The organism is Hymenobacter sp. BT559 (assembly GCF_016427535.1).
Lineage (GTDB): Bacteria > Bacteroidota > Bacteroidia > Cytophagales > Hymenobacteraceae > Hymenobacter.
On sequence record NZ_JAELXV010000001.1, the window covers coordinates 304552 to 328885 of the forward strand.

The 24334-nt window shown below is 62.8% G+C and carries 22 protein-coding genes; 14 read left to right on the top strand and 8 right to left on the bottom strand.

Annotated features, from left to right (window positions below; all coding sequences use genetic code 11):
• Window positions 1-123: 123 nt before the first annotated feature.
• Together JAO77_RS01325 and ruvC are read right to left on the bottom strand one after the other, a co-directional pair.
• Complete coding sequence (locus tag JAO77_RS01325; RefSeq protein ID WP_198988472.1) at window positions 124-483, bottom strand: peptidase associated/transthyretin-like domain-containing protein; 360 nt, start codon at window positions 481-483, stop codon at window positions 124-126.
• Window positions 484-677: 194 nt separating this feature from the next.
• On the bottom strand, window positions 678-1322 hold the full coding sequence (ruvC, locus tag JAO77_RS01330; protein WP_198988473.1) for a crossover junction endodeoxyribonuclease RuvC: 645 nt from the start codon (window positions 1320-1322) through the stop codon (window positions 678-680).
• Between the two features lie 141 nt (window positions 1323-1463).
• Here ruvC and JAO77_RS01335 point away from each other — a divergent pair, with 141 nt between their 5' ends.
• From JAO77_RS01335 to JAO77_RS01360, 6 genes are all read left to right on the top strand, one after another.
• Window positions 1464-2345 (top strand): lysylphosphatidylglycerol synthase transmembrane domain-containing protein, encoded by an 882-nt coding sequence (locus JAO77_RS01335; RefSeq protein ID WP_198988474.1) that lies wholly within the window; start codon window positions 1464-1466, stop codon window positions 2343-2345.
• A 316-nt stretch (window positions 2346-2661) separates the two neighbouring features.
• Window positions 2662-3660, top strand: a complete 999-nt coding sequence (locus JAO77_RS01340) for a glycosyltransferase (protein ID WP_198988475.1) — start codon at window positions 2662-2664, stop codon at window positions 3658-3660.
• Between the two features lie 101 nt (window positions 3661-3761).
• On the top strand, window positions 3762-4019 hold the full coding sequence (locus JAO77_RS01345; RefSeq protein ID WP_198988476.1) for a hypothetical protein: 258 nt from the start codon (window positions 3762-3764) through the stop codon (window positions 4017-4019).
• Between the two features lie 3 nt (window positions 4020-4022).
• Window positions 4023-5108, top strand: coding sequence for an ABC transporter permease (locus JAO77_RS01350; RefSeq protein ID WP_370549456.1), 1086 nt, complete (start codon window positions 4023-4025; stop codon window positions 5106-5108).
• Between the two features lie 134 nt (window positions 5109-5242).
• A complete protein-coding gene (locus tag JAO77_RS01355; RefSeq protein ID WP_198988477.1) occupies window positions 5243-6493 on the top strand; it encodes a PP2C family protein-serine/threonine phosphatase in 1251 nt (416 codons plus the stop codon).
• A gap of 131 nt (window positions 6494-6624) precedes the next feature.
• Window positions 6625-7050, top strand: coding sequence for a hypothetical protein (locus tag JAO77_RS01360; RefSeq protein WP_198988478.1), 426 nt, complete (start codon window positions 6625-6627; stop codon window positions 7048-7050).
• On the opposite strand, the gene JAO77_RS01365 is transcribed toward JAO77_RS01360, so the two are convergent.
• Together JAO77_RS01365 and JAO77_RS01370 are read right to left on the bottom strand one after the other, a co-directional pair.
• On the bottom strand, window positions 6994-8511 hold the full coding sequence (locus JAO77_RS01365) for an O-antigen ligase family protein (protein ID WP_198988479.1): 1518 nt from the start codon (window positions 8509-8511) through the stop codon (window positions 6994-6996). The two genes, JAO77_RS01360 and JAO77_RS01365, sit on opposite strands and share 57 nt — an antisense overlap.
• A 113-nt stretch (window positions 8512-8624) precedes the next feature.
• Window positions 8625-9680, bottom strand: a complete 1056-nt coding sequence (locus JAO77_RS01370; RefSeq protein ID WP_198988480.1) for a GumC domain-containing protein — start codon at window positions 9678-9680, stop codon at window positions 8625-8627.
• A gap of 209 nt (window positions 9681-9889) precedes the next feature.
• Between JAO77_RS01370 and JAO77_RS01375 the strand changes: the two genes are divergently transcribed.
• The 4 genes from JAO77_RS01375 (at window position 9890) to JAO77_RS01390 (ending at window position 13519) form a co-directional block, all read left to right on the top strand.
• Complete coding sequence (locus JAO77_RS01375) at window positions 9890-11281, top strand: oligosaccharide flippase family protein (RefSeq protein WP_370549801.1); 1392 nt, start codon at window positions 9890-9892, stop codon at window positions 11279-11281.
• 87 nt (window positions 11282-11368) lie between these two features.
• Complete coding sequence (locus tag JAO77_RS01380; RefSeq protein WP_198988482.1) at window positions 11369-11980, top strand: hypothetical protein; 612 nt, start codon at window positions 11369-11371, stop codon at window positions 11978-11980.
• Window positions 11981-12070: 90 nt separating this feature from the next.
• Window positions 12071-12403 (top strand): HNH endonuclease, encoded by a 333-nt coding sequence (locus JAO77_RS01385; RefSeq protein WP_198988483.1) that lies wholly within the window; start codon window positions 12071-12073, stop codon window positions 12401-12403.
• A gap of 6 nt (window positions 12404-12409) precedes the next feature.
• Window positions 12410-13519 carry a DUF6687 family protein gene (locus JAO77_RS01390; protein WP_198988484.1) on the top strand — a complete coding sequence of 370 codons (1110 nt, stop codon included), beginning with the start codon at window positions 12410-12412 and terminating at the stop codon, window positions 13517-13519.
• Between the two features lie 53 nt (window positions 13520-13572).
• Here the strand turns inward: JAO77_RS01390 and JAO77_RS24310 are convergent, their stop codons facing one another.
• The 3 genes from JAO77_RS24310 to JAO77_RS01405 all read right to left on the bottom strand — a co-directional run bounded on the left by JAO77_RS24310 (window position 13573) and on the right by JAO77_RS01405 (window position 19286).
• A complete protein-coding gene (locus JAO77_RS24310) occupies window positions 13573-17292 on the bottom strand; it encodes an SbcC/MukB-like Walker B domain-containing protein (protein ID WP_198988485.1) in 3720 nt (1239 codons plus the stop codon).
• A 69-nt stretch (window positions 17293-17361) separates the two neighbouring features.
• The gene (locus JAO77_RS01400) at window positions 17362-17823 is read right to left on the bottom strand and encodes a hypothetical protein (protein WP_198988486.1); all 462 of its coding nucleotides are present in this window, start codon (window positions 17821-17823) and stop codon (window positions 17362-17364) included.
• Between the two features lie 200 nt (window positions 17824-18023).
• Entirely contained in the window at window positions 18024-19286 is a 1263-nt protein-coding gene (locus JAO77_RS01405; RefSeq protein ID WP_198988487.1) for an exonuclease SbcCD subunit D C-terminal domain-containing protein, read from the bottom strand.
• Window positions 19287-19507: 221 nt separating this feature from the next.
• Here JAO77_RS01405 and JAO77_RS01410 point away from each other — a divergent pair, with 221 nt between their 5' ends.
• Together JAO77_RS01410 and JAO77_RS01415 are read left to right on the top strand one after the other, a co-directional pair.
• Window positions 19508-19789, top strand: a complete 282-nt coding sequence (locus JAO77_RS01410) for a hypothetical protein (protein WP_198988488.1) — start codon at window positions 19508-19510, stop codon at window positions 19787-19789.
• A 23-nt stretch (window positions 19790-19812) separates the two neighbouring features.
• The gene (locus tag JAO77_RS01415; protein ID WP_198988489.1) at window positions 19813-20181 is read left to right on the top strand and encodes a hypothetical protein; all 369 of its coding nucleotides are present in this window, start codon (window positions 19813-19815) and stop codon (window positions 20179-20181) included.
• A 95-nt stretch (window positions 20182-20276) separates the two neighbouring features.
• Here the strand turns inward: JAO77_RS01415 and hscA are convergent, their stop codons facing one another.
• Window positions 20277-22151: a Fe-S protein assembly chaperone HscA gene (gene hscA / locus JAO77_RS01420; RefSeq protein ID WP_198988490.1), complete on the bottom strand. Its 1875-nt coding sequence runs from the start codon at window positions 22149-22151 to the stop codon at window positions 20277-20279.
• Window positions 22152-22430: 279 nt separating this feature from the next.
• On the opposite strand from hscA, the gene JAO77_RS01425 reads away from it, so the two are divergent.
• Window positions 22431-23207: a murein L,D-transpeptidase catalytic domain family protein gene (locus JAO77_RS01425; protein WP_198988491.1), complete on the top strand. Its 777-nt coding sequence runs from the start codon at window positions 22431-22433 to the stop codon at window positions 23205-23207.
• Window positions 23208-23344: 137 nt separating this feature from the next.
• Entirely contained in the window at window positions 23345-24199 is an 855-nt protein-coding gene (locus JAO77_RS01430) for a murein L,D-transpeptidase catalytic domain family protein (protein WP_198988492.1), read from the top strand.
• The last annotated feature ends 135 nt before the right edge of the window (window positions 24200-24334 follow it).

The window sequence follows — 24334 nt, forward strand, 5'->3', positions numbered from 1 at the left end:
GGGGCAGCACCGGAGTGCTTAGTTATTGGAGGGTGTTACGCGGCACAGTTTTCTTACGCTGTAAAGGGCTGTGCCGAGTAGTAGAAGAACAAGGTAAAGTTAGTGATGTTTAGCAAGATATGGCTAGTGACCCAGCACGATGCGTGCCGGCGTGGGGTGCTGGCCATCGATGTCGAAGCGCGTGCTGCCTAGGCCCACGTACTCGGCCTGCAGGTGCTGGGTAGCGGCAGCGGGCACTTGCAGCTGAAACGTGCCGCGGGCATCAGTGACCGCGATGAGGCGGCGGTTGGCAATCGGGAACACGCACACGCCGGGCTGAGGCAGGCCATCGGCCCCTAGGATGGTGCCCGTGAGTATGGTAAGCTGGGTGCCTTCGGCTACGGTGCTGGGGGTGGCACTACCTGGCCGGCCAGCGGCCTGGGCGCCTGCTACCAAGGAAACGATGCTAAGAAGGGCAATGAACGGGCGGGCAAAAGTAAACATAATAACAGAGCGTGAGCGGCAGAAGAATAGTAAAGCGGCAGGTAAGTTTTAGTAGTGTAAAGCTAGTAAGCTGCACTTGCGCCGAGTTGCCGTATTATGTCAAGCTGGCCCTTTTCTCGCCGAGCATTCGCTTTTGCTTAGCCAGCGCTTGATAGTAGACCTAGGGCTGCGCAGCCAAGCTGCCCGGGCCCAAGTTACTTGGGGCGAACTGCCTTTTTGGTAGTGGTAGCAGCCAGGGCTCGGCCGGGGTTATCTTCCAAAAATTTGCCCCAGCTTTTAGCGCCCGCCTTCACATTATTGCCCTGCTGGTAGTGGTGGCACAAAGCCACGGCCAGCGCATCGGTAGCATCCAAGAACTTGGGCGCTTCCTCAACAGGCGGCAGTTCCAGGGTTTGGCGCAGCATGCGGGCTACTTGCTCCTTATCGGCCGAGCCTGAGCCCGTAACGGCCTGCTTGACCTTGGTGGGCGCGTACTCCACGAAGGGAATATCGCGCGACAGGCACGCCGCAATGGCCACGCCCTGTGCCCGGCCCAGCTTGAGCATACTCTGCACGTTGACGCCGTAGAAGGGAGCCTCGATGGCCAGCTCATCGGGCAAGAACTCGTCGATGAGCTCCAGCATGCGGGTAAAAATCCGCTTTAGCTTTACGGCATGGTTCGAGCCGAGCGCCTTCATATTGATAACGTCGTACTGCAGCACCCGCACGTGCTGCCCGCGCACCTCAATGACGGCGTAGCCCATAATCTGGGTGCCGGGGTCGACGCCCATGATGACCTTCTCGGCCGGGGGCAGCCGGACGAGAGGAGCAGTAGGAGGAAGGGTGCGGGAAACGGGCATCTTTCCCAAAGTTACGTCCCCGGCGGCCCGCCCCGGCCACCCGCCCGCGGCAAAGCCTGGGTAACGCTCGGCAAAATCGGCATTACGCTGCTGACCCTAGGACTGCTATACCACTCCGTTTTTGCGGCCCCCGACACGGCCGTGGCTTGGCGCCGGCTGGTAGCCGCTACCCTCAGTGGGGCAGGGCGGGGCCCGGTGCTGGCCGCCCTGGCCCTAGTGCCGCTCAACTGGGGCTTGGAGGCGTGGAAGTGGCAGCGCCTAGCCCGTCACCTAGAGCCCAACCACTCGTACTGGCGCAGCCTGCGAGCGGTGCTGGTGGGCCTCACCCTCGGTTTTGCCACCCCCAACCGGGTGGGCGACTATGCCGCTCGCATCTTGGAGCTGCACGCCCGGCGCCGCCTCGATGCCGTGGGAGCCGTGTTCCTAGGCCGCTACGCGCAGCTGGTGGCCACGGTGCTGGCCGGTGGGGTAGGGCTGCTATACTTCTTACTGCGGTTTTACTTGGCGGGCTACCCGGCGGCGCAGGGGGGCGTGGTGCTGGCCTTCGGGCTGAGCGGGGCATTGGCTTTGCTGCCGCTTTACCGCTCGCGGCTGCTGCTAGCTCTGCTGGTGCTAGTAAAGCCGCTGCGCCGCTTTCGGCGCTACCTGGCCATTATGCCCACTTATGCGGCCGGCACACTGCACGCGGTGCTGGGCATTTCGGGGCTGCGCTACGCCGTGTTTTGCACGCAGTTTTTGCTGCTGCTGCACGCCTATGGCACGCGGGCGCCCCTAGGGCCGGCGCTGGCGGCTGTGGCGGGCACGTTCCTATTTAAGTCATTGGTGCCCTCGCTCAATGCCTTGGCCGATGTAGGCGTGCGCGAGCTATCGGCCACGCACCTGTTCGCGCTGCTGGGCCAGCCGGTGCTGCCGGTACTCAGCGCCAGCCTTAGCCTGTGGGTTATTAATATTGCGCTGCCCAGCGCCTTAGGGCTGCTGTGGCTGCCAGGGCTGCGCGTGCTGCGCGAACAACGTGGCCGCTAGTATGAACGTCGTCCTAGGTGCTCTCTTAGCGCTAGTGCCGCTACTATATTCCCTAGCATGGGCTTGGCTGCGGCAAGGGCTAGGAAGGGAACTCAAAAGGGCTGTATGTACCCATAATGGACTACCATTAAGTACAAAAGACGGTGTTTGTACTCATAACATACTTTTAGGTGGCCTAGGTAGAAATAGCCTAGCTGAAGCTGCTGAGGAGGACACGCGGGATATAGCATCTTTGGCAGCACCAGCGACCGCTGTCTCATCAGGCTTTTTAGATGCCGACACCGCTGTCAGAGTTGAGCCAGACCTGCTTTTTTCTGTGCTAGTAGCGGCGCGCAATGAAGCCGCCAACCTGCCGCACTTGCTGCAAGCGTTGCGCAAGCAGCACTTGCCCGCCGCTTGCTTTGAGGTCCTGATTGCCGACGACCACTCGACCGATGGCACAGCCGCTTTAGTAGCAGCCGCTGCCGCCGAGGCACCTGGGGCCGTGCGTCTGGTGCAACTGCCGCCCGGCCTCACCGGCAAGAAAGCAGCCCTGGCCGCCGCCGAGGCCCAGGCCCGCGCCCCGTGGGTGGTGTGCACCGATGCCGACTGCCACCCCGGCCCCGGCTGGCTAGCGGCCTACGCCGACCTGCTGGCCGGCCAGCTTGACTTGCACTTTGTGAGTGGGCCGGTGCGCCTCACGCCGGGCGGGGCGTGGTTCGATGGCGTGCTGGGACTAGAATTTGCTGGGCTGGTGGGGGTGGGGGCGGCCTGCATTGCCCGCGGCCGCCCCACCATGTGCAACGGCGCCAACCTAGCGTTCCGCCGAAGCACCTTCCACGAAGTAGGCGGCTACGCCGATAACCAAGGGCTAGCCAGCGGCGACGACGAATTTTTGTTGCACAAGATGCACCAGCGCTATCCGGCCGGCGTGCGCTTCCTGGCCGATGCCCGCGCCGTGGTCGATACGCCCGCGCCCACCACGCTGCGTACCCTGCTGCGGCAGCGCGTGCGCTGGGCCAGTAAGTGGCCGCACTACCGCACCAGCGCTCCGCGCCAGCTGGCGCTGCTGGTGCTCGGGGCCAATGTGAGTCTGGCGCTAGGCCTCGGGCTGGCCCTGGCCTGGCCGGCGCTCGGGCCGTGGGTAGCGGCGGGCTGGGTGCTCAAGCTTGGGGCCGATGCCTGGCTGCTGCAGCCGGTGCTGGCACTGCTGCAGCGGCCTAGGTGGCTGGTTTGGCTGCTGCCGCTGCAGCTGCTCTACGCGCCCTACGCGCTGGCCGTGGGCTTGGCTGGGCAGCGTGGTAGCTACCGCTGGAAGGGCCGCCAGGTGCGGTAGCTGCCAATGTAGCTTCTTTAGTTATACTTGCTTTTTGGCGGGCAGCCAACGCCACGCCGCCGCTACCTTTGCCCACCTTGCCTGCGCCTATTTAGTTACCAATGACCGACGCCGAATTTGACTTGCTCGACGAGCTGTACTTCGTCACCCCCTTCCGGGTATTACTAGAAAAAACCGGCCTGCCCGCCGCCGAACTGCAGGCCCAGCTAAGCAGCTTGCTCGAGCAGGGCCTAGTGCGCTACTACTGGCCCGACCCCGACACCGAGCTGGCCTACGAGCCCACCTCTTTCGGCGCCCTAGGGCGCGATGCCAGCTACCTGGCCTCTAAGGAGGGCCTGCTTCAGCACAACACCCGCTAGGCCGTGGCTGCCGCGCCTACTCTCGCGCCCGCTGCGCCCGATACAGCTGTGGTGGTGCCGCCCGCCCCGGCCCGCTCGCCGGGCTACTACGTGCGCCAGCGGCTGTGGGCCAACCGCCCCGCCGTGGCCGGACTGGGCTTCATCATAGTGTGCGCGGTGGTAGCGCTGCTGGGCTACTGGATTTTGCCCGACCCCTCACCCGATGCCAACAATGGCCTCGTGCAGTTGCAAAAGCAGCCGCCGGGTTTCACTGCTACCCTGCGCCAGGTGCCCGACCCCAGCGCCCTGCCGCCCGGCAACCTTTTGCAAGTGTGGCTGCACGGCCGCCCGCCGCAGGTAAAAGATGCCCTAGGTGCCAGCAGTGCCCCACAAGCAACAGGTAGCCAGCAACAAACCATCACCCGCACGTATTGGCTAGGTACCGACAAAGCTGGGCGTGATGAGCTGAGTCGCCTGCTGCTGGGCACGCGCATCTCGCTAGGCATTGGGCTAGTAGCGGTGCTCATTTCGCTGGCCCTAGGGGTAGTGGTGGGGGCCCTAGCAGGCTACTTCGGCGGCTGGCTAGATAGCGTATTGCTGGGCCTGATGACTGTGGTATGGAGCATCCCGGGTATTATGCTGGTCATTGCCATCTCACTGGCTCTGGACAGCAAGGGCGTGTGGGTCAGCTTTGTAGCGGTAGGCCTCACGATGTGGGTCGACGTGGCCCGCGTGGTGCGCGGCCAAGTGCTAGGGCTGCGCTCGGCCACCTTCATCGAGGCGGGGCGCGTGCTGGGGCTGCCCACCAGCCGGCTCATCTTTGCGCACTTGCTGCCCAATTTGCGCGGGCCGCTCATTGTGCTGGCCACCAGTAATTTTGCGGCGGCTATTCTGCTCGAAGCGGGCCTCAGCTTTCTGGGGCTTGGGGTGCAGCCGCCGGCTCCTAGCTGGGGCCTCATGGTGAAGGAAGGCTACGACCTGCTCGGCACCCAGGCCGGCCTGTGGCTCACGCTGCTGCCAGGTTTAGCCATTAGCTTGCTGGTGCTAAGCTTCAATTTGCTGGGCAACGGCCTGCGCGATGCCTTCGACCCCAAGACCCAACTTAGCTAAACGGTGGCCGTGAGGCAGCCGTACCGTATTTTTGTGCGTCCTTTATCGCATCCATTCATTTAGTTTCTACCTAAGCCTTCCTGATTAATTTGATTCATCTTTAGTCGTCGGTTTTCCTCGCTACTCTCTCATTTATGCCGCAAACTGCCGCCCTAGCTAGCCTCGAAAAGCAGCTCTTCTTTAAGGAGCGCGAGTTGCGGGCATTGCTGGAGATTACCCAGGCCATTACCCACGACGCCAACGAGGCCGACCTCTACAAGATTTATCAGTTTACCCTTATTGGGCAGCTTGGGGTGCGCCAGCTGGCGCTGTATGTGCTAGAAGACAAGCAGTTCCGGCTGAAGGCAAGCTTTGGCCCTAAGCTGCAAGCGGGGCCGCAATTTTCACTAGCCTCGCTGCCATCGCATTGCCAAGCGCAGCCCTGCCCAGTGTCAGAGCTGGGCCTAAGTGCCGAGTGGCAGGGGTTTGAGCTGCTGGTGCCGGTGCGGCAGCAAGAAGCGGTGCAGGCCTTCGTATTTATCGGCACTACCCACGCCGACTACATGACGCGGGAGGCCCTAGGCTTCCTCGAAACGCTGAGCAACATCTTGCTCGGGGCAGTGGCCAACCGCCGCCTGGCCCGCCAGCGCGAAGCCTCCATGATGGCAGAAGCCGCCGTGCGCCGCGAAATCGAGATTGCCCAGCAGGTGCAGCAGCTGCTTTTTCCGCAGAGCCTACCCAACAACCAGTACTTCGCGGTGCAGGCTACCTACTTGCCGCACACCGAGATAGGCGGCGACTACTACGACGTGGTAGAGCTAGATGCCAACCGACTATTGGTGTGCGTGGCCGACGTGAGCGGCAAAGGCGTTCCAGCCTCCTTGCTCATGTCCAATTTCCAGGCGGGCCTGCGCACGCTGCTGCGCCAGGGTACCAACTTGGCCACTATTGTGCACGAACTCAATCACTTGCTCTTTCGGAATTCGGGTGGCGAGAAGTTCATTACGGCTTTCCTAGGTCTCTACGACCGCAGCACGCAGGTGCTGCAGTACGTGAACGCCGGCCACAACGACCCCCTGCTATTGCCGGATGGGGGCCCTGCCCAGCGCCTGCACGATGGTACCGTGATGCTCGGCATCATGCCCAAGCTGCCTATGCTAAAGGTGGGCCTAGCTAAGGTGCCGCCTCACTCCCTACTCTTTACCTACACCGACGGCCTCACCGAAGTGTTTGACGCGCAGCAGAACGAGTATGGCGAAAGCGGCGTCTTAAGCATGCTAACCCGCCACCGCTACCTGCCCTTGGCACGCCTGCACCAAGAGCTGCTAAGCGATATCCGCCGCTTCAATGCCAGCGGCGAGAAGTTCGCCGACGACATCACCATGCTGAGCTTGCGGGTTAAGTGAAGTCGCTAGGCTGTGTCTTGCTGACAGTTATGGGGTTGTTGTCTGGGGTAACAAAACCTGCTTTCCGGCTCAATGAGGCTGGTGGAATCGGAGGCTTGCGATTTGGGGAGCCAGCTGTTTCAACCATAAAGTTGAATCCTAGTTTCAATGGCGTAGGTAAACGCTGGCGGGTAACTACGCTCTTCGTTCGGCCTAATGATACCACACAATTGGGCGGCCTAGGGGCGCCGAGCACCTACTGGTTTCGGGCAGACCGGTTTATTGGTATTGACAAGACATTAACTTCGACCGATGCTGTCCAGAAAGCCTATCAGTTGCTGAGTGCGCAGTACGGCCCAGCCCAGCCCGATACGCTGCCTAACAGCTGGTATTGGCTAGGTAAGCGTAGCTACATTCTACTGGAAAAAACGGATAAAAAGCATGGAATGCTTTTTATGGCCAGCCTAGATATGCTCAATGAGCAGGTGCACGAAACTGCGGTCCGGGCCCAGGCCCGAAGACTACTCGGCTGGCGCCCCGACTCCCTGGGGCTGCCGCGGCAGTACCCCAACCATTGAGGTAGAGGAATCATCTTCCCGCAGCCAAGAGCCAGCCCGGATGAGCACGGCCAAGCCAACCAAGAAGAGCGAGCCTACTTTATCAACTTCTATCAACTCGTTGAGAAACAAGTGGAAGATGATAACGACTAGCGCCAGCGCTACAGCCAGCACAATGCGCTGCACCTCGGGGCGGGTGGCGCTGCGGTGATAGAGACGCTCGGCAGTGAGCAGGGCCGAGGAAAGCAGAATGCAAAACAGCACGAAGCCGGGCACGCCCTGTTCGGCCAGCATGAGTAAGAAATAATTGTGAGTGGTAGAGTGCTCGGGGTTATCGCTCACATAAGTGCGGAAGCCCGTGATGGTGTGACGTTTATACTCAGGGTAGAACGTAGAGGGGCCGCTGCCGGTGAGGGGCTTGTCAGCTATCATTTGGGTGGCCGCTACCCAGCGGTACACGCGCTCCATACCCGACACATCCTGAAACTTATAAGTAGAGGCCAGGTGTGCCCCGAAGTCGTCGCCATGCCAGATAGTCTTCTCGTAGTCAGGCGCAAAGCGCATAAAGTTATCTTCCTGTACAAAGAAGATGGCTGTGCCGATGACTGCTGCCGCAAAGCCTACCAGTAGCAGCCGCGTGAGGCGCCAGCGCAGCACGAGGTAATAAAAACCTGCCGCTGGTATGGCCAGCCATGATGCCCGCGTATAAGACGTGAGTAAGCCAAAAAAGAGGATGCCCGCGGCCCAGTACCACGCCTGGCGTTGCCAGCGCTTGGTGGCCTGCTGGGCGAGGCCTAGGGCCAGCGGTAGCAGCTGCGACAGCATGGCCGCATAGATAACGTGATTGCGGAAAAACGGCAGCACTGCGCCATTCACCGCCCCGAAGCTAAAACCGTAGGGCGCGTGGCGCGGAATAACCCAAAACAGCATCTGAACGGTGGCGGCCCCCACGTAGCACGTAGCCACGCGCCAAAAATCGGCTGGGCGGCGCACTACCAGCAGCGTACCCAACATAAAGGGCACGTAGTACCATACCTTGGCCGCTACATATTTGACCGACTTGAGCTTATCGACCGAGAAAATGATGTCGAATGTGGCCCAGGCGATGAGCAGCAGCGGTAGCAGCAGCAGTGGGTGCCGCCACTCGCGGGGGCGCAACTGGCGCAAGTGTCCTGGCCCCAGCAGCAGCGGCACGCACGCAGTGAGCGCCAGCATAAAGGGCTCGGACGCTACATCCATGCGGAAGCCCCCCAGCAAGGGAATCTCGAACGTGAAGGGCAGCGTTAGAAATAGGCCGTAGTACAGCCAGCGCCATTCGGCCAGCACTACAACCAGGGCCACTACTGCCAGGGCTGGCAGCAGTAAGGCTGGCTGATTGAGTAGCCCACCTAGGGCGCCGCCCAGCAGCAGCAGCGCTAGAAAGCCTAAAAATACCCACTGCAAGGCATCGGTTGGGCGAAAGCGAAGCAGCAGTTGGCGCATAGCATAGTGAAAATGAGAGGCGATAAAGCAAGCGAAGCACAACAACGACTAGCATTGCGAGCGCATACAGACAGCACTAGTCATGTAGGCCTTAGGAGCGGGTGAGCGGTGCTTTAAACGGCAGTTGCCGGGCGCCGCCAAAACAGCTCTAGCAGCAGGATAAGCAGCACAGACACGGCGAGCGTCAGCAGCACTGAACCCACGACGATGAGCGAGCGCAGGGGCTTGCCGGCGCGAGTAGCGGGCTGTGCTTTCTGTACCAGATACAGCGATGATACGCGGCTGCGCAGCGAGATTTCGGCCTGCTCGAAGGCGCCGCGCGCCGCAATGAAGCGCGTTTGTAAGTCGGCTAGGCGTTCGCTGGCCAGCGTCACAGAGTCATTACCAGCCGTCCAGCCTTCTAGGTTGATGACGTTGCCGCCGTCGGCGCTGGTGAGGCCATGCAGTGCCCGGCGCAGCGCCGCCGCATTACCGGGGCCACCGCCTTCGGCTACGCGCAGTTCTTTTTCAGTTTCGATAATTTCTTTGGCTAGGTAGCGGCCTTGCTCCTTGATGCCGTATATGCCGTAGCGGCGGCGGGCCCGGATGAGTGCCTGCCGGCTTTGTTCGTAGGTGCGGCCTAGGCTGGTCGAGCTTTGGCGGTACAGCTCCAGCACGTTGCGACGGTTTTGGAGCGTCAGCTGCTGGTTAATGGAATCGATGGTTGCGACCATCGTATTGGCAATGCGAGCGGCCAGCTGCTTGTCCTCATCCTGAAAGGTGAGCTCGATGGCGTCGCGCTCGTTATGGATGATGCTCAGGTTGTTGGCAAATTCCCGTAGGGTCTTCGTTTCGGCCGCGTCGCTGCCGGGATTGCCCGTTTCATAGTGGCGGTACAAGTCAAACTTGCGTATCATGAGCTGAGCCACTGGCAGCGACTGCCCAATGGAGAGCACACGGTCAAGGTCGGCGGGGTTGGTGCTAAGCTCTAGCCTAGGGGCATCTTTGGTGGGGCCTTCTACCACGTCGGCGAGGCGGTCGGGGTCAGCGCTTTGTAGCGAAGTAGGTAAAAAAATGGCGACCGAGCTGTAGATATCGGGCAGCGACAGCGCCACGACCGTACTGATTACTAAAGCTAACCCGGCGGCCAGGCCCAACAGGTATTTCCAACGGTTGAAAAGGGTCCGCAAGCCTGCGGTTGAAAAAGGAGATTGGGGGGCACGCACCATAGCAGCAGACAAAGGCAACCACTAGCCTGGCCCCAGTAAATGCGGCAGCCTAGACAGTGGCGGGCAAAGATAACCCGCCGCTCGCCGCTCTACCTTTGCGCTTTCGAGTAAAAAACATCTAACTTTTTCTAGCTATCAAACGATTTTTAGGCAGCATCGGCTTGGCCATCGTGCTCAATCTGCTCGTGAAGCCGGGCTGGATACTCGTTGAGAACCTAGTGCAGAACCGCTTGGGTCATGCCACATTTGGCCTAGTGGCGGCCTGCTCGGCCCTGGCCGTCATAGTGGCCACCCTCACCGACCTAGGGCTCACTCAATTTACAGTGCAGCGCCTGGCCGCCGAGCCCGAGTTTGCCGACCAGCACTTTCCAACCCTGTTGCCGCTGCGGGCCCTGCTCACAGCGGCGGCCCTGCTGGCGCTGCTAGCCCTAGGCGCGGCCCTCGGCTACCGGGGCCCGCAGTTGCTGCTGCTGCTAGTAGTAGGCGGCACCCTGATGCTGACGCAATACGGCTTGTTTTTGCGCGGCCTAGTGCAGGCACGCCAGCACTTCAATACCGACGCCCTGCTCTCCGTATTTGAGAAACTGATGGCCCTAGGGTTGGTAGTGGGCTTGCTGCTAGGCCATAGCCTAGGGCTGCGCACCTATGTGGGGGCACGGCTAGCGGCGGCGGTCTTCACGGCGGTGCTGTTTCTGGGGTTGCTGCTGCGGCTGTTTGGGCGGCTGCCGCACCGCTGGCCGCGGCGCGGACCAGCCGGGCAACTGCTGCGGGGCAGCCTGCCGTTTGCCTTCATTGCCCTGCTCTACGGCATCAACGAGCGGGTCGATATGGTGCTGCTCGAGCGGTTATCGTCGGCCCAAGAAGCTGGCTACTACGCGGCGGCCTACCGCTGGCTCGACGCCGTAATGATGTACGCCTGGACCGTGCTGCCGCTGTTCTTTGCCCGCTTCGCCCACGCCGGAGCCCGCCCGCGTGAACTGCGCCAACTGCTGTGGCTAGGGCAGCGAGTAGTGGCCATTCCGCTGCTGTTTGCGGTGGCCTTCGTGCTGTTTCGGGGTGAGGTGCTGTTCTGGCAGTTTAGCCACAGCCAGGCGCCCGAGCTGGCGCGTATGGTGTTGTGCACCAAGCTACTGTTTTTAAATATACTGGTGCATGCCTTTTTCGCTATCTATAGCACCCTGCTCACAAGCACGCGCCACCAAACAGTAGTAAGCTGGCTTATTGGCTTCAGCATCGCCCTTAATCTGAGCCTGAATCTTGTTTTCTTGCCCCGCTATGGAGCAGTAGCGGCGGCGGCCAATACGCTAATCAGCGTTGTATTCGTTTCTATGAGCTACGTGTGGCTAGTGGCTCGGCGCACGCCGGTGGCGGTGCCGTGGCGCATACTGGCCCAGCTGGCGCTGGCGTTTGGGCTGCTGTGCGGAGGCTGGTACGCGCTGCGCCGGGGCCTGGCCCTCAGCTGGTGGCTCGAAGCGGGCGCGATGGCCGTAGCGTTTGTGCCCGTGCTCTTTGGCACCGGGCTGGTGGGCTGGCGCGAGCTGCGGCGGCTACTGCCGCGCTAGCAGCGGTGGAGCCAAGCGCGTATTTTTGCTTTTCCTAGGTACTGCGCTGGGCTGCTCATTGCCCACTGCTCCTTGCTACTTGATAGAATGGCTCGTCCGCATCCTTCCCACTTTGTGCACACGCTGCTGCCGCAGCTGGTGTGGCGGCGCCCGGCCGCCGTGCGCCGCGAGCTGGCCGACCCGCTGCTGGCCCGCGAGCTCCTGCTCTACGTGTGGGACAAGGCCGCCGAAAGCCTGCCGCCCCGCGAGCGCGTGGCGCCCCGCGGGCTGCACCTAAGCTGGCACCAGGTGGCCGGCCGCACCACGGCGCTGGTGCAACTGCCCACGCCCCAGGCCACCGGCGAGGCACACCTGGTAGCCATTGTGTACGAAGATGATACCGACTTGCTACTGGCCGAGCAGCGGCGCCCCTCGCCGATAGATGACCTCGAAGAGCCCGACGACGCTGAGGAAGACGCCGACCTGCCCGAAGACCTGCCGCGCTATTTTATGCTCGAGGCTACCCTAGGCCGCACCCCCGACGAAGCCGGCACCCCCACCGTGCTGGGCGAGTGGCGCTGCGAGCACCACCGCCACCATGCCCCCGGCCCACCCGCTGGCCGGCCCGATACTGCCGGCCGCTTTCTGCAAGCGCTGGCCAACCTCTTAGGTCCGCTGCCCGACACTAATGTGCCCATTATGCGCATTGTGCGCGGGTGAGTAGCTCAGTTGTAGTCGGGCACGTGCTTCGGGAATGATGGCGCAGCAAGCGGTGTTGTATTGGCTCTATTCTTAACGCCTGAACGCCCTATGCGTCGCCGCCACCAAGTAGCCCAAGCCGCCGCCGAAGCCACTGCCCGCGCCCAGCGCGCCGCCGAAACCCGCTGCGGCCTCTGCGAGCGTGCCGTGCAGCATACCTCGCGCCACCACCTGGTGCCCCGCGAAGAAGGTGGCCGCTACGGCGACACCGTGGACCTGTGCCAGCCCTGCCACAGTAGCGTACACCGCTTCCTCACTAACCGCGAGTTGGCCCGGCAGTACGCCACCGTGGAGGCCCTGCGCGGCGCCGAGGAGCTGCAAGGCTACCTAAGCTGGATTCGCAAAAACAAGGTGGAGAAAATCAGTAACCGCCGGGGTAAATAACGCGCTATGAATAGGAAGCCAGTAGAGCATAAGTCCGTTTCAGAAACCAGCTTACACCAGCGGTACTTCGTGCCCTTTGCCCAGCTACGGCGCCAGCCTACCATTGTGGTCGATAGCACCGGCCTAGGGGCCGCCCTCACGCTGGCGCACTGGCGCGGGGCCGCCACCCCCGCGGCCCTGCGCGATGATACCAGCGCTGGCTCGTGCCTGCGCGCCCTGCACGCGCCCACCACGCCTGGCCTAGAGGCCGCAGCCGTCACGGCCAATCACTTTGATATCGACGGCTTTGTGGGCGTATGGGCCTTGCTAAATCCCGAGCTGGCGCTGGCGCACGAGGCGCTGCTACGGTTGGTAGCCACCCTAGGCGACTTCCGTGAGCTAGACTGGCAGCATCCCTTGGCCGACCACGCCCTGCAGCTGGCCTGCTGGCTCAATGCCGAAGAAAAGGCCCGCTTCTACGAGCCCTTTGGCGCCCCTGCCCGCCGCCGGCGCGAAGACGAAGCCTCGGCCGAGAAATTTGCCTGGTTTCTGCCGCGCTTCGCCGAAGTCTTGCTTAATCCCGAGGCTGGCCGCGCCGCCTGGCAGCCCGAGTATGAGCGCGTGAAAGCCGCCGTGGCCGCCTTGCAGGGCCCGCTTACCCAGCGCACTGACTATCCCGACCTAGGGCTAGTGGTGCTCCGCACGCCCACCCCGGTGCCGTACTACGCGCTGTTTGGTCCCACGGCGGGTTTCGACTGGGTACTAAGCCTCTACGACGGGCAGCGCTACGAGCTGGAGTGCAAATACACCACCTGGATAGACCTAGAAAGCCGCCCCACGCTGCCGCGCCTAGCCCTGGCGCCCCTCGCCGCCCGCCTCAACGAGCTGGAACGCAGCAACTACCGCTGGGCTGCCGACCAGCTCACCGACACCGGCCCGCTGCTGCGCCTAAGCGGCCGACCCCTTACCAAAGCCGAGCGCTACGCCGACCCCGATGGGCGGCCCATCTACGCCTCCTCGCTGGCGGCCAGCGCGATAGAAGGCGAAGTAGTCGCCTTTTTGCAGAAAGGCTACGCGGGCATTCAGCCCAAAAAGTACTGGACCTGGGCCGAGGTGCGCGCGGCTGGTAATAAGTAATGGGTAATGAGCGTAATGTCAGAACAACATTACGCTCATTACCCATTACTTAATTACTCACAGCATTCGGTTTCGGTGCCTATTACGTCTACCACGCGCACGGTGCTGTTGCCGCCGGCCACGGGCTGCACCCGAATTTGGGTGCCGATGCGCTCCTTGAGGTCGGCCACGTGCGAGATGACGCCTATCATCTTGCCCGAGTGCTGCAAGCGCTCCAGTGCGTCGAGGGCGGTGTTCAGCGATTCGGGGTCGAGCGTGCCGAAGCCTTCATCGATAAACAGCGACTCGATACGTGCCTTATAACCCGCTAATTCGCTCAGCCCTAGGGCCAAGGCCAAGCTCACTAGGAAACTTTCGCCGCCCGAGAGCGAAGCCATGGGCCGTTTGGTATCGGCTTGGTCGTGGTCGATAATCTGCAGCTCTAGATTGCGGTTGGGCGTCTTCTCAATCGAATAGCGGTTGGTGAGCTGCTTGAGGCGCAGGTTGGCCAGCCGCGCCAGGTGGCTAAGGGTCAGACCCTGAGCAAACTGGCTGAACTTGTCGCCCTTAGCCGAGCCGATTTGGTCGGCCAGGTCTTGCCAGCGCTGCTCTTCCTGCTGGCGCAGCTGCAACTCGCGGCGGCCTTCGGCCAGGCGCTCGCGGGCGGCATCGTCTTGGGCAAGCTGGTTGCTGACGGCGCCCAGCCGCTGCTGCAAAATATCGTCGGCCGCTGACAGGGCGCTGAGCTGGGCCGTGAGGTCAGCTGCGCCGAGCGGGGTGAGGGCAAATTCGGCGTGCTGCTGCTGCTCGGCAGTGAGGTCGGCCAGGCGGCGGGCCGCCGCCGCGGTAGCCGTGAGGTGCTGCTGGCGGCGCTGGTGCAGGCGCTCGGCCTCGGCGGCGGGCAGCAGTAGTGCTTGCGCTTCGGCCGCGCTGGCAAAGCCAGCGGCACCTAGGGCAGCCGCTAGTTCGGCCTGGCGCTCGGCGAGGGCCGTGCGGTGGCCAGCCACCTGAGTTTGCAGCACGGCCAGCGCATTTTGCTTGATGGCCAGCTGCTGCTGCTGCTGCGCGTGCTGCTGGCGGGTGAGGCGCTCGGCCTCGGCCAACTGCTGGGTGTGGCGGCGCAGGCGCTCGGCCTCGGCGGCGGGGTCGGCCCCGGCGTAGTAGGCCAGGCGGGCGGCCTGCTGCTGCTCAAAAGCCAGCTGCTCGGCGGCCAGCGTTTCGGCGGCGGCGGCGAGCTGCAGGGTGGTTTGGGTGAGTTGCTCGCCTTGGGTTTTGTGCTGGGTGTTGCGCTCGAGCAGCTTTTCGCGCCCGGCGGCTAGGGCCGCGCGGCGGGCTTCATACTGCGCGGCGCGGTCTTCTAGAGTAGCCAGCAGGCCATCGTAGGGCGGCCGGGTGGGCAGCGCCAGCTGATGCGGGCGCAGAATGTCACGGATAGTATCTTGGTAAATAGCGGCTTGCTCGCGCCAGTGTGCCAGTTCCGCGCCGAGCTTACTTATCTCAAGCTCAGTGGCTTCTTGTCGCTGCCCGATGAGGCGCAGCTCGCCCTGGGCGGTGGTAGCAGCCGTGCCGGCCGCAAGGTAGGTTTCGCGCAGGGCGGCTAGCTTTTCATCTAGCGTGGCGAGCTGGCGGCGGTTGGCTACGGCGGTGGCTTGGGCGGCGGTGGCGGCAGCGAGCAGCTCGCGCACGGCCCCTAGGTCGGCGGGGTGGGGCGGCACCGGCGTGAGCGTGGCGGCCAGCTGCTGGGCTTGGTGGTGGGCCGCTTCGGCAGCGGCAGCGGCTTCTTCGCGCTGGCGCTGGCGCTGCTGCTGCTCGGTTTGGCGGCGTGTCAGGTCCTGGGTTTGGGTGCGCAGGGCCGCATCGAGCTGGGCGAGTGCTTGCTGTTGAGCGGCCACGCGCTGCTCCTGTTCGTTGGCATCGGCGCTGAAATCGGCACCTAGGGTGTGCTCGGTGGCCCCGCACAGCGGGCAGGCCTCGCCGGGGCGCAGGTGCTGGCGGTGGGTGTTGAGGTCGGCCAGGGCCTGCTGCAAGCGCAGCTCGCGGCGCAGGCTTTCGAGTAAAAGCTGGCCCGCCTGCTGCTGGGCTTCGAGGTGCTTCACAGCGGTTTCGGCGGTGGCTAGGGCCGGGGCTTCCTGGGCAAGCTGCGCTGCCAAGGCTTCGGCGCGAACTTGCTGCTCGTGCGCGGCTTCGGCCTTGGGTAGCAGCTGTTGCAGGCCTTGCAGGTGGGCCGTGAGGTCGTCGGCGCGCTGGGCTACCTCGGCGGGTGAGGTGCCGTGCAGCAGGGCATCGCGCTCGGTGCGGCAGGGCTGGCCCTCGGCCACGATGGCTTGCTGCCGGGCCAGGGCCTCGGCTTCTACGCGCTGCTGCCGGCCTAGGTCAGCCAAAATAGTTTGCTGGCTTTTAAGCAGCTCACTGCGGTGCGCTTCGCGCGTAGCTAGCTCTTTCTGGGCCTCTTGCAGGTCGATAATCTCGCGGCTCAGCTCGCGCAGCTGGTCCTTGAGTTCGGCCTCGTGGCTATGGTCAATGAGCCAGGTATCGAGCGTAGTTTGCTGGTCGGCCAGGCGTTGCAGCTCCTGCCCCTGGTGGTGCCAGGCCGCTTCGGCCTGCTGGTGGGCGCGCTGGTTTTGGTCGTGCGCGGCCTGGTTTTTAAGAAGCTGCTGGCGCGTGGTGGCTAAGGCGGTATCTTGGGTGCGGGCTTCTTCGAGCAGCGGGCGGAGGCGGTTTTCCTCGGTTTGGGCGGCCTGGTGGGCGGTGGCAGCGGCCGTGAGGGTGGTTTCGGTGTCAGACGTGGCGGCAGTCAGGCTGGGTAGCGCCTGCTCTAGCTGGTGCAGCTGGGCAGTGTCGCGCTGCAGGGCTTGGTGGGCTACCTCGGCCAGCGCCATGGGGGTGGCTAGCTCCTTGGCGTTGGCGCGCTGGTGGTCGGCCAATCGGGCAAACTCGGGCTGGAGCGCTTCATCGGCTTGGCGCAGGGCTTCGACCTCGCGGGCGGTGTCGTGCAGCTGCCGGTCGAGCTGGTCGAGCAGGGTGCGCCAGGTCAGGCACAGGTTGAGGTCTTGGGCTTCTTCGTGGTGCTGCTCGGCGGCTTCGTTTAACGCATCAAGCTGGGCCCCTAGGTCGGCGCGCTCCTCTTCCGAGAGCAGGCGCGTGGCGTCGAGGCGGGCGGCCAGTAGCTCGGTTTTGCGCGTTTCTTCCTTCGCTTTTTCAAAGGCCGCAACCGATAGCCGCGAGTAGATGCCCACGTTGGTCATCTTTTCGAGCAGGGCGCTGCGCTCCTTCTCAGGGGCGTGCAGGAAGCGCGCAAATTTGCCTTGGCTCAGCAAAACGGCCTGCTCAAACTGCCCAAAGTCTAGTCCCGATAGCTCGCCGACTTTGGCCGGTACGGCTTCTTTGCCGCTCACTACGGCCTCCCACAGTGGGCTGCGCACCAACGACATGGCATCTTGCCCGAGGCCACCTTTGTCTTCGCCGCGGGTCTTGCGCTTCACTTCCCAGCGCGAGCGGTAGCGCACGCGGCTGGTTTGGCCGGTGTCGGCGTTGGTTTCGTGCACTTCAAACTCTACCTCCGACCAGGCGAAGGGCGCGTGGCGGCTCACCATCTCGCCCACTTGGCGGTCGTGGCGCGGCACGCGGCCGTAAAGGCCCACCGCGATGGCGTCGAGCAGCGTGCTTTTGCCCGCGCCGGTGGGCCCGGTTATCGCAAACAACCCCGTGTCGGCCAGCGGCGCTGCGTCGAACCGAATCAGGTACGGGCCGGGTAGCGAGTTGAGGTTGGCAAAGCGCAGGCTGATAATCTTCATACCCTAAAAATACAGCGGCGGGCGCCCTAGGGTGCCCGCCGCTGTATTTTTTTGATTCTGACGCGCCGTTTAGTTGGTGGCCGGCGCTGGCGCAGTGGCTTGTTGGCGGCGGGTGTTTTCGGCCACGTAGAATGCGGCTTCCTGCTGGTACACGGGCATGTTATCCGTTTTTACTTTAGCTAGGTTGCGCAGGGCTGTTTGCAGGGCAGCCTGCTGCTCAGGCGTGCAAATGGTGGCACTAGGGCTGGCCAGTAGCGCCGCGTGGCAGCGGTCGAGCTCGGTTTCAAGAGCCGTTACTTGCTCCGCGCCTTTCTTGGGCAGCAGGTCGGCGGGGGTGCGCTGCATAGGAAAGCTTTGGCCCTGGTAAGTCGCCTGGGGAGTGGCTTCCGGTTGCGCCTTGCTTTTGCTGGCTCGCTTGGCCAAGGTGGCCGCGTTCATTCCCATTCGAATAAAATTGACTTGCGCACAAGCCGATTGCGTTGCGCCCAGGGCTAGCAGCAGGCCCAGGGCAGGGAGTATAACTTTTTTCACAGAAAAAGAAATTAATAATAGATAATGCACTCTATCAGCTAGATGCCGAAATGTTTGGTAGCAAGATAAGTGTGGATAAGCAGTTGGTTTGCTTCCTAACCCAAGTCGCAGACCAGCCCCAGCGGGACTTTCTATCGGTAGCAGCTTCCCGTAGCCAAGGTGCCAAAGCTCCGGCGGGGCTAGCCCGCAACCTGAGCTGCCTAGGCTTTTTCGCCGCCCCAGGCCTGCGGGTCGGCCTCGGCCAGCAGCTGGCGCAGCTCCTGGAAAGTGGCCGTGAGTGCCGTGGCCCGCTCGGGCGGCAGGCCAGCCACGCGCCGCCGAAATACCTCTTCTACCGTTAGCTCGTGCAGGTGCTCGATGGGCGCGGCGGCCTCGGCTACCACATCGGGGGCCTCAGTAAGGCGTTGATGGCGCACGCCACGCGGTGCCAGCACGGCCGCGCGGCGCTCTTTGAGGGCGGCTTGCACACGACGCTGCACCTCGGCGGGTGCCTCATCCGACTTCACCAGCACATCGGCCCAGGCTACCAGCTCAAAGGCTTCGTTATCAAACGCTAGAATGGCGGCTTCCACTTCCTCTAGCTCGCCATGAAAGCGCTGCAAGCGCCGCGTCACGGGCACGGGCAGGGCCGTAATGGTAGGTTCGCCGGCGCCCTTAAAGTCGAGCAATAGCACCTGCTGCCGGTCGTCGGCCTCGGTGAAGGACAGCGGCACTGGCGAGCCCGAATAGCGGATGCGCGCCTGCCCGCCCACCACCTGTGGCCGATGCAGGTGCCCTAGGGCCACATAATCGAAGGCCGCTGGAAAATGCTCGGCCCCAACGACCCCGAGCCCGCCGATGTGCACGTCGCGCTCGGCGCCCTCGCGGGCCTCGCCACCGGCCGCGTAAAGGTGGCCGGTGGCCAGCACCGGCACATCTTGCTCGCGCAGGCGGCGCACCAGGTCGTGCTCGCTCAGCCCTAGGTAGTGGCCCGCAATGCTATCGCGAATGCGCAGCTGGCGCTCGTCGGGCGTTTCGCCAGCCACGGTCAGGCGCAGGTCGCGGTCGCGCAAGAAGGGCACGGCGCACACTACCAGGCTAGGCGGGCCGCCAGCGGCACCTAGGGCCACTATTTGTTCGTCGACCTCGGCGGGCACCCCACCAATGACGTGGATGCGCAGCGCCCGCAGCAGCCGGCGGCTGGCATTGAGCAGGGTAGGGGAGTCGTGGTTGCCGCCCACCACCACAATATCGCGGCAGCCGGTGCCCTGCATCCGCACCAGAAAATCGTAGTACAGCTCCTGCGCGGCGTGCGAAGGCGTGGTGGTGTCGAATACATCACCAGCCAGTACTAGGGCTTCTACCCCTTCCGCTTTAACGGTGTCCAGCAGCCAGTTCAGAAAGGCTTTTTGCTCGGTGAGGCGCTCCTGGCCAGTCAGAAAATGCTGGCCTAGGTGCCAGTCGGCAGTGTGTAAAACGCGCATTAAGGTTAAAAACAGAATCTACTCAAAGGTACCGCCGGGGGCAGGCCAAACCTGTGGTGGTGAGGTAACACACCTAGGTTCAAAAAAATTAAGCTGGATTGGCCGTGGAAGCTAGTCGCTAAGCCTGGGCGCTACGTAGAATAAGTGCCCGCGCGGCTATCGACATCCGAAGAGCCGCCGTTGGTGAATGTCCTAGTCCAACTTATTTACTACTCGTTGTTATGAAGCTTCACCACTTGCTCGGCCTCGCTTTGCTCGGCGCAGCCCTTAGCCGCCCCGCCCTCGCCCAAACCAAGCCCGCTACGACCACCGTAACGCCGGGCACGCCTATTAACCCCAACAACCCTGCGGCGCCAGCCGTGGGCACCACCACCGCGCCGGGGCAGCCTGGCACACCGCCACCCGTGGCCACGCCGCCCGGCACCGTGTACCCGCCCGCCACCACCGCGCCCCCCAAAAAGCCGGCCAAGCGCTCCAATGTGCGCTCGATGGGCCGGCCCTAGGTTCGTTTCTACGCCTTACATCTATGAAAACCCTGCACTTACTTGGCGCCGCTCTCCTGGGGCTGACGCTCAGCAGCCCGGCCTTTGCCCAGGCCGATGTACCCACCGTTAGCAGCGTGCCCAATGCCGCGGGTGTGCCCAGCATTCCGGCTGCTACTATACCGGGGCGGCCCGGCCGCAGCACCAGCACAGTGCCCACGGTTACTCCCTTGAACAGCACCCGGCCCACCGGCATTACCGGCTCGACATATGCTAATGGCCTGCCCGACAGAAATATCGATGGTGGCACGCAGCGCGCCGACCAGCCCCGCGCCGGTCAGGCTATACCGGGCGCTCAGCCTACTAAACGCCTACACAAAGGCCAGCCACGTACTAAGCAGCCGGCCTTTTAGTAGCCCACTAAATATGACCAATAGGTTCTTAGTAGCCTAATCGGGTGGTGCCGCAGCGTCAGTCAGATGAGATAGGTCTGACTGACGCCGTGGTGCTACCCGATTTTTTTACCGCTCATAGCCTGCTTGATGGAAATGTTCATCACACGCTCGGCGAAGGGGCGCGTTAGCTCATCGAGTTCGTCCATGCGCTTGAGAATGAGGTCGCGGTCGCTGCCACTTAGGGCTAGTTTTAGCTCGTCGGTTTTAGCGGTGGTAGCCGTTACTTCGCTCTCTTCCAAGTGCTCGGCGTTCTTTTTCAAGAAGCGCTCGACTTGGTAAAGTAACTGCTCGGCGGCGGTGCGCGCCTCGATGAGTAGGCGGGCGCTCACGTCCTGCTTGGCGTTGAGGAGCGAGTCCATCAACATCTGCTCTACCTGGTCGTCGGTGAGGCCGTACTGGGGCTTAATGTCTACCTGCTGGCGAGTGTTCGAGCGCAGCTCAATGGCCTCCACGCGCAGAATGCCGTCGGCATTCAGGAAGAAATTAACGTCGATTTTAGGCAGGCCCGCGGGCATAGCCGGAATGCCGCTCAGTATAAATTCGCCGAGCTTGCGGTTCTCACCCACCAAATCGCGCTCGCCCTGATACACGCCGATTTTCAGATTCACCTGCCCATCTACGCTGGTGGTATACTGGCGACCGGCCTTGGTTGGAATCTTCGAGTTGCGCGGAATGATGGCGTCCATCAGCCCCCCTAGGGTCTCGATACCTAGGGTCAGCGGCGTCACATCGAGCAGCAGTACATCGCGGCGGTTGCCGGCCAAGATGTCGGCCTGAATAGCGGCACCCAGGGCCACTACCTCGTCGGGGTTAAGCGAGTTATTGGCTTGCTTGCCAAAGAACTGGCTCACCTCGTCGTACACCAGCGGCACGCGGGTCGAGCCGCCTACCAGCAGTACGGCGTCGATGGCGGCGGGCGTCAGCTTAGCATCACCTAGGGCCTGGCGGCAGGCGGAGAGCGTGCGGTCTACCAGCGGGCGAATGAGGTCGTTGAACTCCGTTTTGGTCAGCGTCACTACCTGCACCTGCTCGTCGTTGTCGATGAGCTGGGTCGTGAAGTCGTCGTGCTGGCTGAGGTAGCGCTTGGCCATTTCGGCGGCCAGGCGCAGCTGCTGCTGCATAGCGGGCACCTCCTGGTACGTGGTGGGCAGGCCAAACTTCGTTTGCCAGTGCTCCACGATGGCGCGGTCCATGTCGTCGCCGCCCAGCCAGGTGTCGCCATGGGTGCTCAGCACCTCAAAAATGCCCTGGTGTAAGCGCAAGATGCTGATATCGAAGGTGCCGCCGCCTAGGTCGTACACGGCCACGGTTTTCTCCTCATCCGGGTCGAGGCCGATGCCGTAGGCCAGCGCGGCGGCCGTGGGCTCGTTCACGATGCGCAACACTTCCAGCCCAGCGAGGCGGCCGGCGTCGCGGGTGGCTTGGCGCTGCGAGTCGTTGAAATAAGCGGGCACCGTGATGACGGCGCGGCGCACCGGCGTTTTGAGGGCATGCTCGGCGCGGTGGCGCAGCTCGCTCAGGATGTCGGCCGACAACTCGATGGGGGAGTAGAAGCGCTCGCCTACGCGCACTTTCACCAAGCCCTCGGTATCGTCGTCGATGACTTTGTAGCCCAGCTGGCCAGCGTGGGCACCTAGGTCGCGGTAGCTTTTGCCGAGCAGGCGCTTTACCGAATAAATGGTGTTAGCGGGGTCGGAAAGCAGAAAATCCTTGGCTTCGTTGCCCACCAGCGGCGAGCTGCCGTCGGCCGGAAAGTGCACCACTGAGGGCACGATGGTGCCGCGCCCCAGGTCGTTGATGGCGGCCGGCTGGCGAGTTTCGGGGTGCACGTAGGCCACGAGGCTATTGGTGGTGCCCAGGTCGATACCCACAATGAGTTCTTCCTGCTGAATGGCGCCGGTGGCGAGGTTGATGGCGACTTTAGCCATGAGAGATAGTAGCAAAGGCCGCCCAGTAGCAGCCGAAAATAGAGTAACAGCGTTGCCGCAAAATCGGCCCGCAAAAGTAGCCCCGCAGTAGCTTGGACTTTGTGGACCGAGCGTGAGCGCTGCCCGCATCTGCGGGCAGACGGTCTCTAACTTGGGATACGAGTTGCACCCGCGCTTGGTCTATAAAGTCCGGGCTACTGCTGAAAGGTGCCCTATATTTGGGTTATGCGGCAGTTGCTGAGCTTATTATATATAGGGGGCGTGGGCGCGCTAAGCCTCTTGGCCGGTTGTCAATCGGCGCAGTCTTCCAGTCCCTTACCTCGCCAGGTGCCCGCCGCGGCGGTGCTGGCTCAGGCGGACCCGCCCGCCGTGCCCGATTCGCTGCGTCTCACGCCCGTGCCCGCCGTGGCCGAGCTGCCCGACACTCTGCGCCAAGCCATTGCGCAGCTACACCACGACCTAGGGCCGGCCGCCACCGACTTGCGCCCCGCCGTGCTGGAGCAGGCCTGTGTGGGCTACCTCACCCTGCACCCCACGGGCCGCATCGAGCGGGCCGGCCTACTGGCCGTGGCCGACATGGACCTGCCCAACACCACCGAGCGCCTGTGGGTGATAGACCTGGCGCAGCGCAAGGTGCTGCACCGCAGCTTGGTAGCTCACGGCCAGGGTTCAGGCCATTTGCGGGCGCGGCGTTTCTCCAACGCCGAAAAATCGGCCTGCACCTCGCTGGGCTTTTACCGCACCTCGGGCACCTACGGCGGCATTCATGGCTACTCACGCCGCTTGCAGGGCCTTGATAAGGGGCAGAACATGAACGCCTTTGACCGCTACGTGGTGCTGCACGCCGCCGACTACGCCAGCCCCGCCTACGTGCGCCAGTATGGCCACCTAGGCTACAGCCGCGGCTGCCCCGCGCTGCCGCCCGAGCAGTACAAGCAGATTATCAGCACCGTGCAGACGGGTAGCTTACTGCTGCTCAGTGGCCCCGGCCTAGCCTCGCGCTGGCTCGATGGGCCAGCGGCGGGCAGGCGATTTGCCCGGCGCGGCTGGCGCTAGGCAGGGTCGGAATTTTTTTGCGACTAGCTGCGTTATCTCCTGACCTTGGCGCAAGCTTCTGCGTATATTGCTTTATCTATAGGCAACGGACTAGTTTTTGTTACTGGCCCGTCGGCTATCTTTCACGAAGAAAAGTTATGACAACGCATCACCAGCATCACCACCCCAGTGTAGTGCAGCGCCAGCGCGGCGCGCGCCGGTCGCAGCGCCTCATGCGGCGGGTGTTGCCCTTTGTGACATCGCTATTTCTGGCCACGCCGTTGGCGGGCCCGGTAGCTCGCTCGCTGGCCAACACGCACGCTGCGCCCGCGCGCAAAGTGAGCGTGTTGGTTGCACCTTTGTCGCGCCTCGAAAGCACCGCCCGTGACCTCTACACCAGCCTAGGTGCCGAGCAGCAGGGCCTACGCTTCGACGTGTTTGAGAAAGCTCTCACGGGCTACCTCAACCTTAAGCAGGCTGGCCGCCTCTCCGAGCGCCAGCAGCGCCTCACGGTTATTGACTTCGACTTGCCTTCGACCGAGAAACGCTTATGGGTGCTTGACCTAGCTGAGCACAAGATACTGTTCCACACGTTGGTAGCCCACGGGCACAATTCGGGCGAGAACGAAGCCAACAACTTCTCGAACACCGACCAGAGCAACATGAGCAGCCTCGGCTTTTATGTGACGGGGCAGGAGTATCAGGGCAAGCACGGCCGCTCGCTGCGCCTGCAAGGCCTAGACGAAGGCTTTAACACCAATGCCGCCGCCCGCGCAGTAGTAATGCACGGCGCCGATTACGTGAGCGAAGCCTTTATCAAGCAAAACGGCCGCCTGGGCCGCAGCCTAGGTTGCCCCGCCCTGCCGCTCGACCAGTACGCGCAGATTATTGACGCGGTGCACGGCGGTAGCTGCTTGTTTCTGAATAAATCGAACGCTGGCTACGCTTCTAAGTACCTCAACCAAGAAGCAGCGCTGGCCGCTCTTGCAGCAGAGACTACGAGCGCATCGTAAAACAGCTTTTAGTAAAACAAGAGCGCCCGCTGATAAATCAGTGGGCGCTCTTGTTTTAGCGCGTAGCTATATTTCGCGGCCTAGGGTAGAAGGGGAGAATCGGCTGGCAGGGAGAGTAGGCATGCCAAGCACTGG

Bases quoted from the DNA above. Each gene is read 5' to 3' on its own strand.
- JAO77_RS01325 (WP_198988472.1), bottom strand. From the start codon at position 483: ATGTTTACTTTTGCCCGCCCGTTCATTGCCCTTCTTAGCATCGTTTCC.
- ruvC (WP_198988473.1), bottom strand. From the start codon at position 1,322: ATGCCCGTTTCCCGCACCCTTCCTCCTACTGCTCCTCTCGTCCGGCTG.
- JAO77_RS01345 (WP_198988476.1), top strand. From the start codon at position 3,762: ATGACCGACGCCGAATTTGACTTGCTCGACGAGCTGTACTTCGTCACC.
- JAO77_RS01355 (WP_198988477.1), top strand. From the start codon at position 5,243: ATGCCGCAAACTGCCGCCCTAGCTAGCCTCGAAAAGCAGCTCTTCTTT.
- JAO77_RS01365 (WP_198988479.1), bottom strand. From the start codon at position 8,511: ATGCGCCAACTGCTGCTTCGCTTTCGCCCAACCGATGCCTTGCAGTGG.
- JAO77_RS01380 (WP_198988482.1), top strand. From the start codon at position 11,369: ATGGCTCGTCCGCATCCTTCCCACTTTGTGCACACGCTGCTGCCGCAG.
- JAO77_RS01385 (WP_198988483.1), top strand. From the start codon at position 12,071: ATGCGTCGCCGCCACCAAGTAGCCCAAGCCGCCGCCGAAGCCACTGCC.
- JAO77_RS01390 (WP_198988484.1), top strand. From the start codon at position 12,410: ATGAATAGGAAGCCAGTAGAGCATAAGTCCGTTTCAGAAACCAGCTTA.
- JAO77_RS24310 (WP_198988485.1), bottom strand. From the start codon at position 17,292: ATGAAGATTATCAGCCTGCGCTTTGCCAACCTCAACTCGCTACCCGGC.
- JAO77_RS01405 (WP_198988487.1), bottom strand. From the start codon at position 19,286: ATGCGCGTTTTACACACTGCCGACTGGCACCTAGGCCAGCATTTTCTG.
- JAO77_RS01410 (WP_198988488.1), top strand. From the start codon at position 19,508: ATGAAGCTTCACCACTTGCTCGGCCTCGCTTTGCTCGGCGCAGCCCTT.
- JAO77_RS01415 (WP_198988489.1), top strand. From the start codon at position 19,813: ATGAAAACCCTGCACTTACTTGGCGCCGCTCTCCTGGGGCTGACGCTC.
- hscA (WP_198988490.1), bottom strand. From the start codon at position 22,151: ATGGCTAAAGTCGCCATCAACCTCGCCACCGGCGCCATTCAGCAGGAA.
- JAO77_RS01430 (WP_198988492.1), top strand. From the start codon at position 23,345: ATGACAACGCATCACCAGCATCACCACCCCAGTGTAGTGCAGCGCCAG.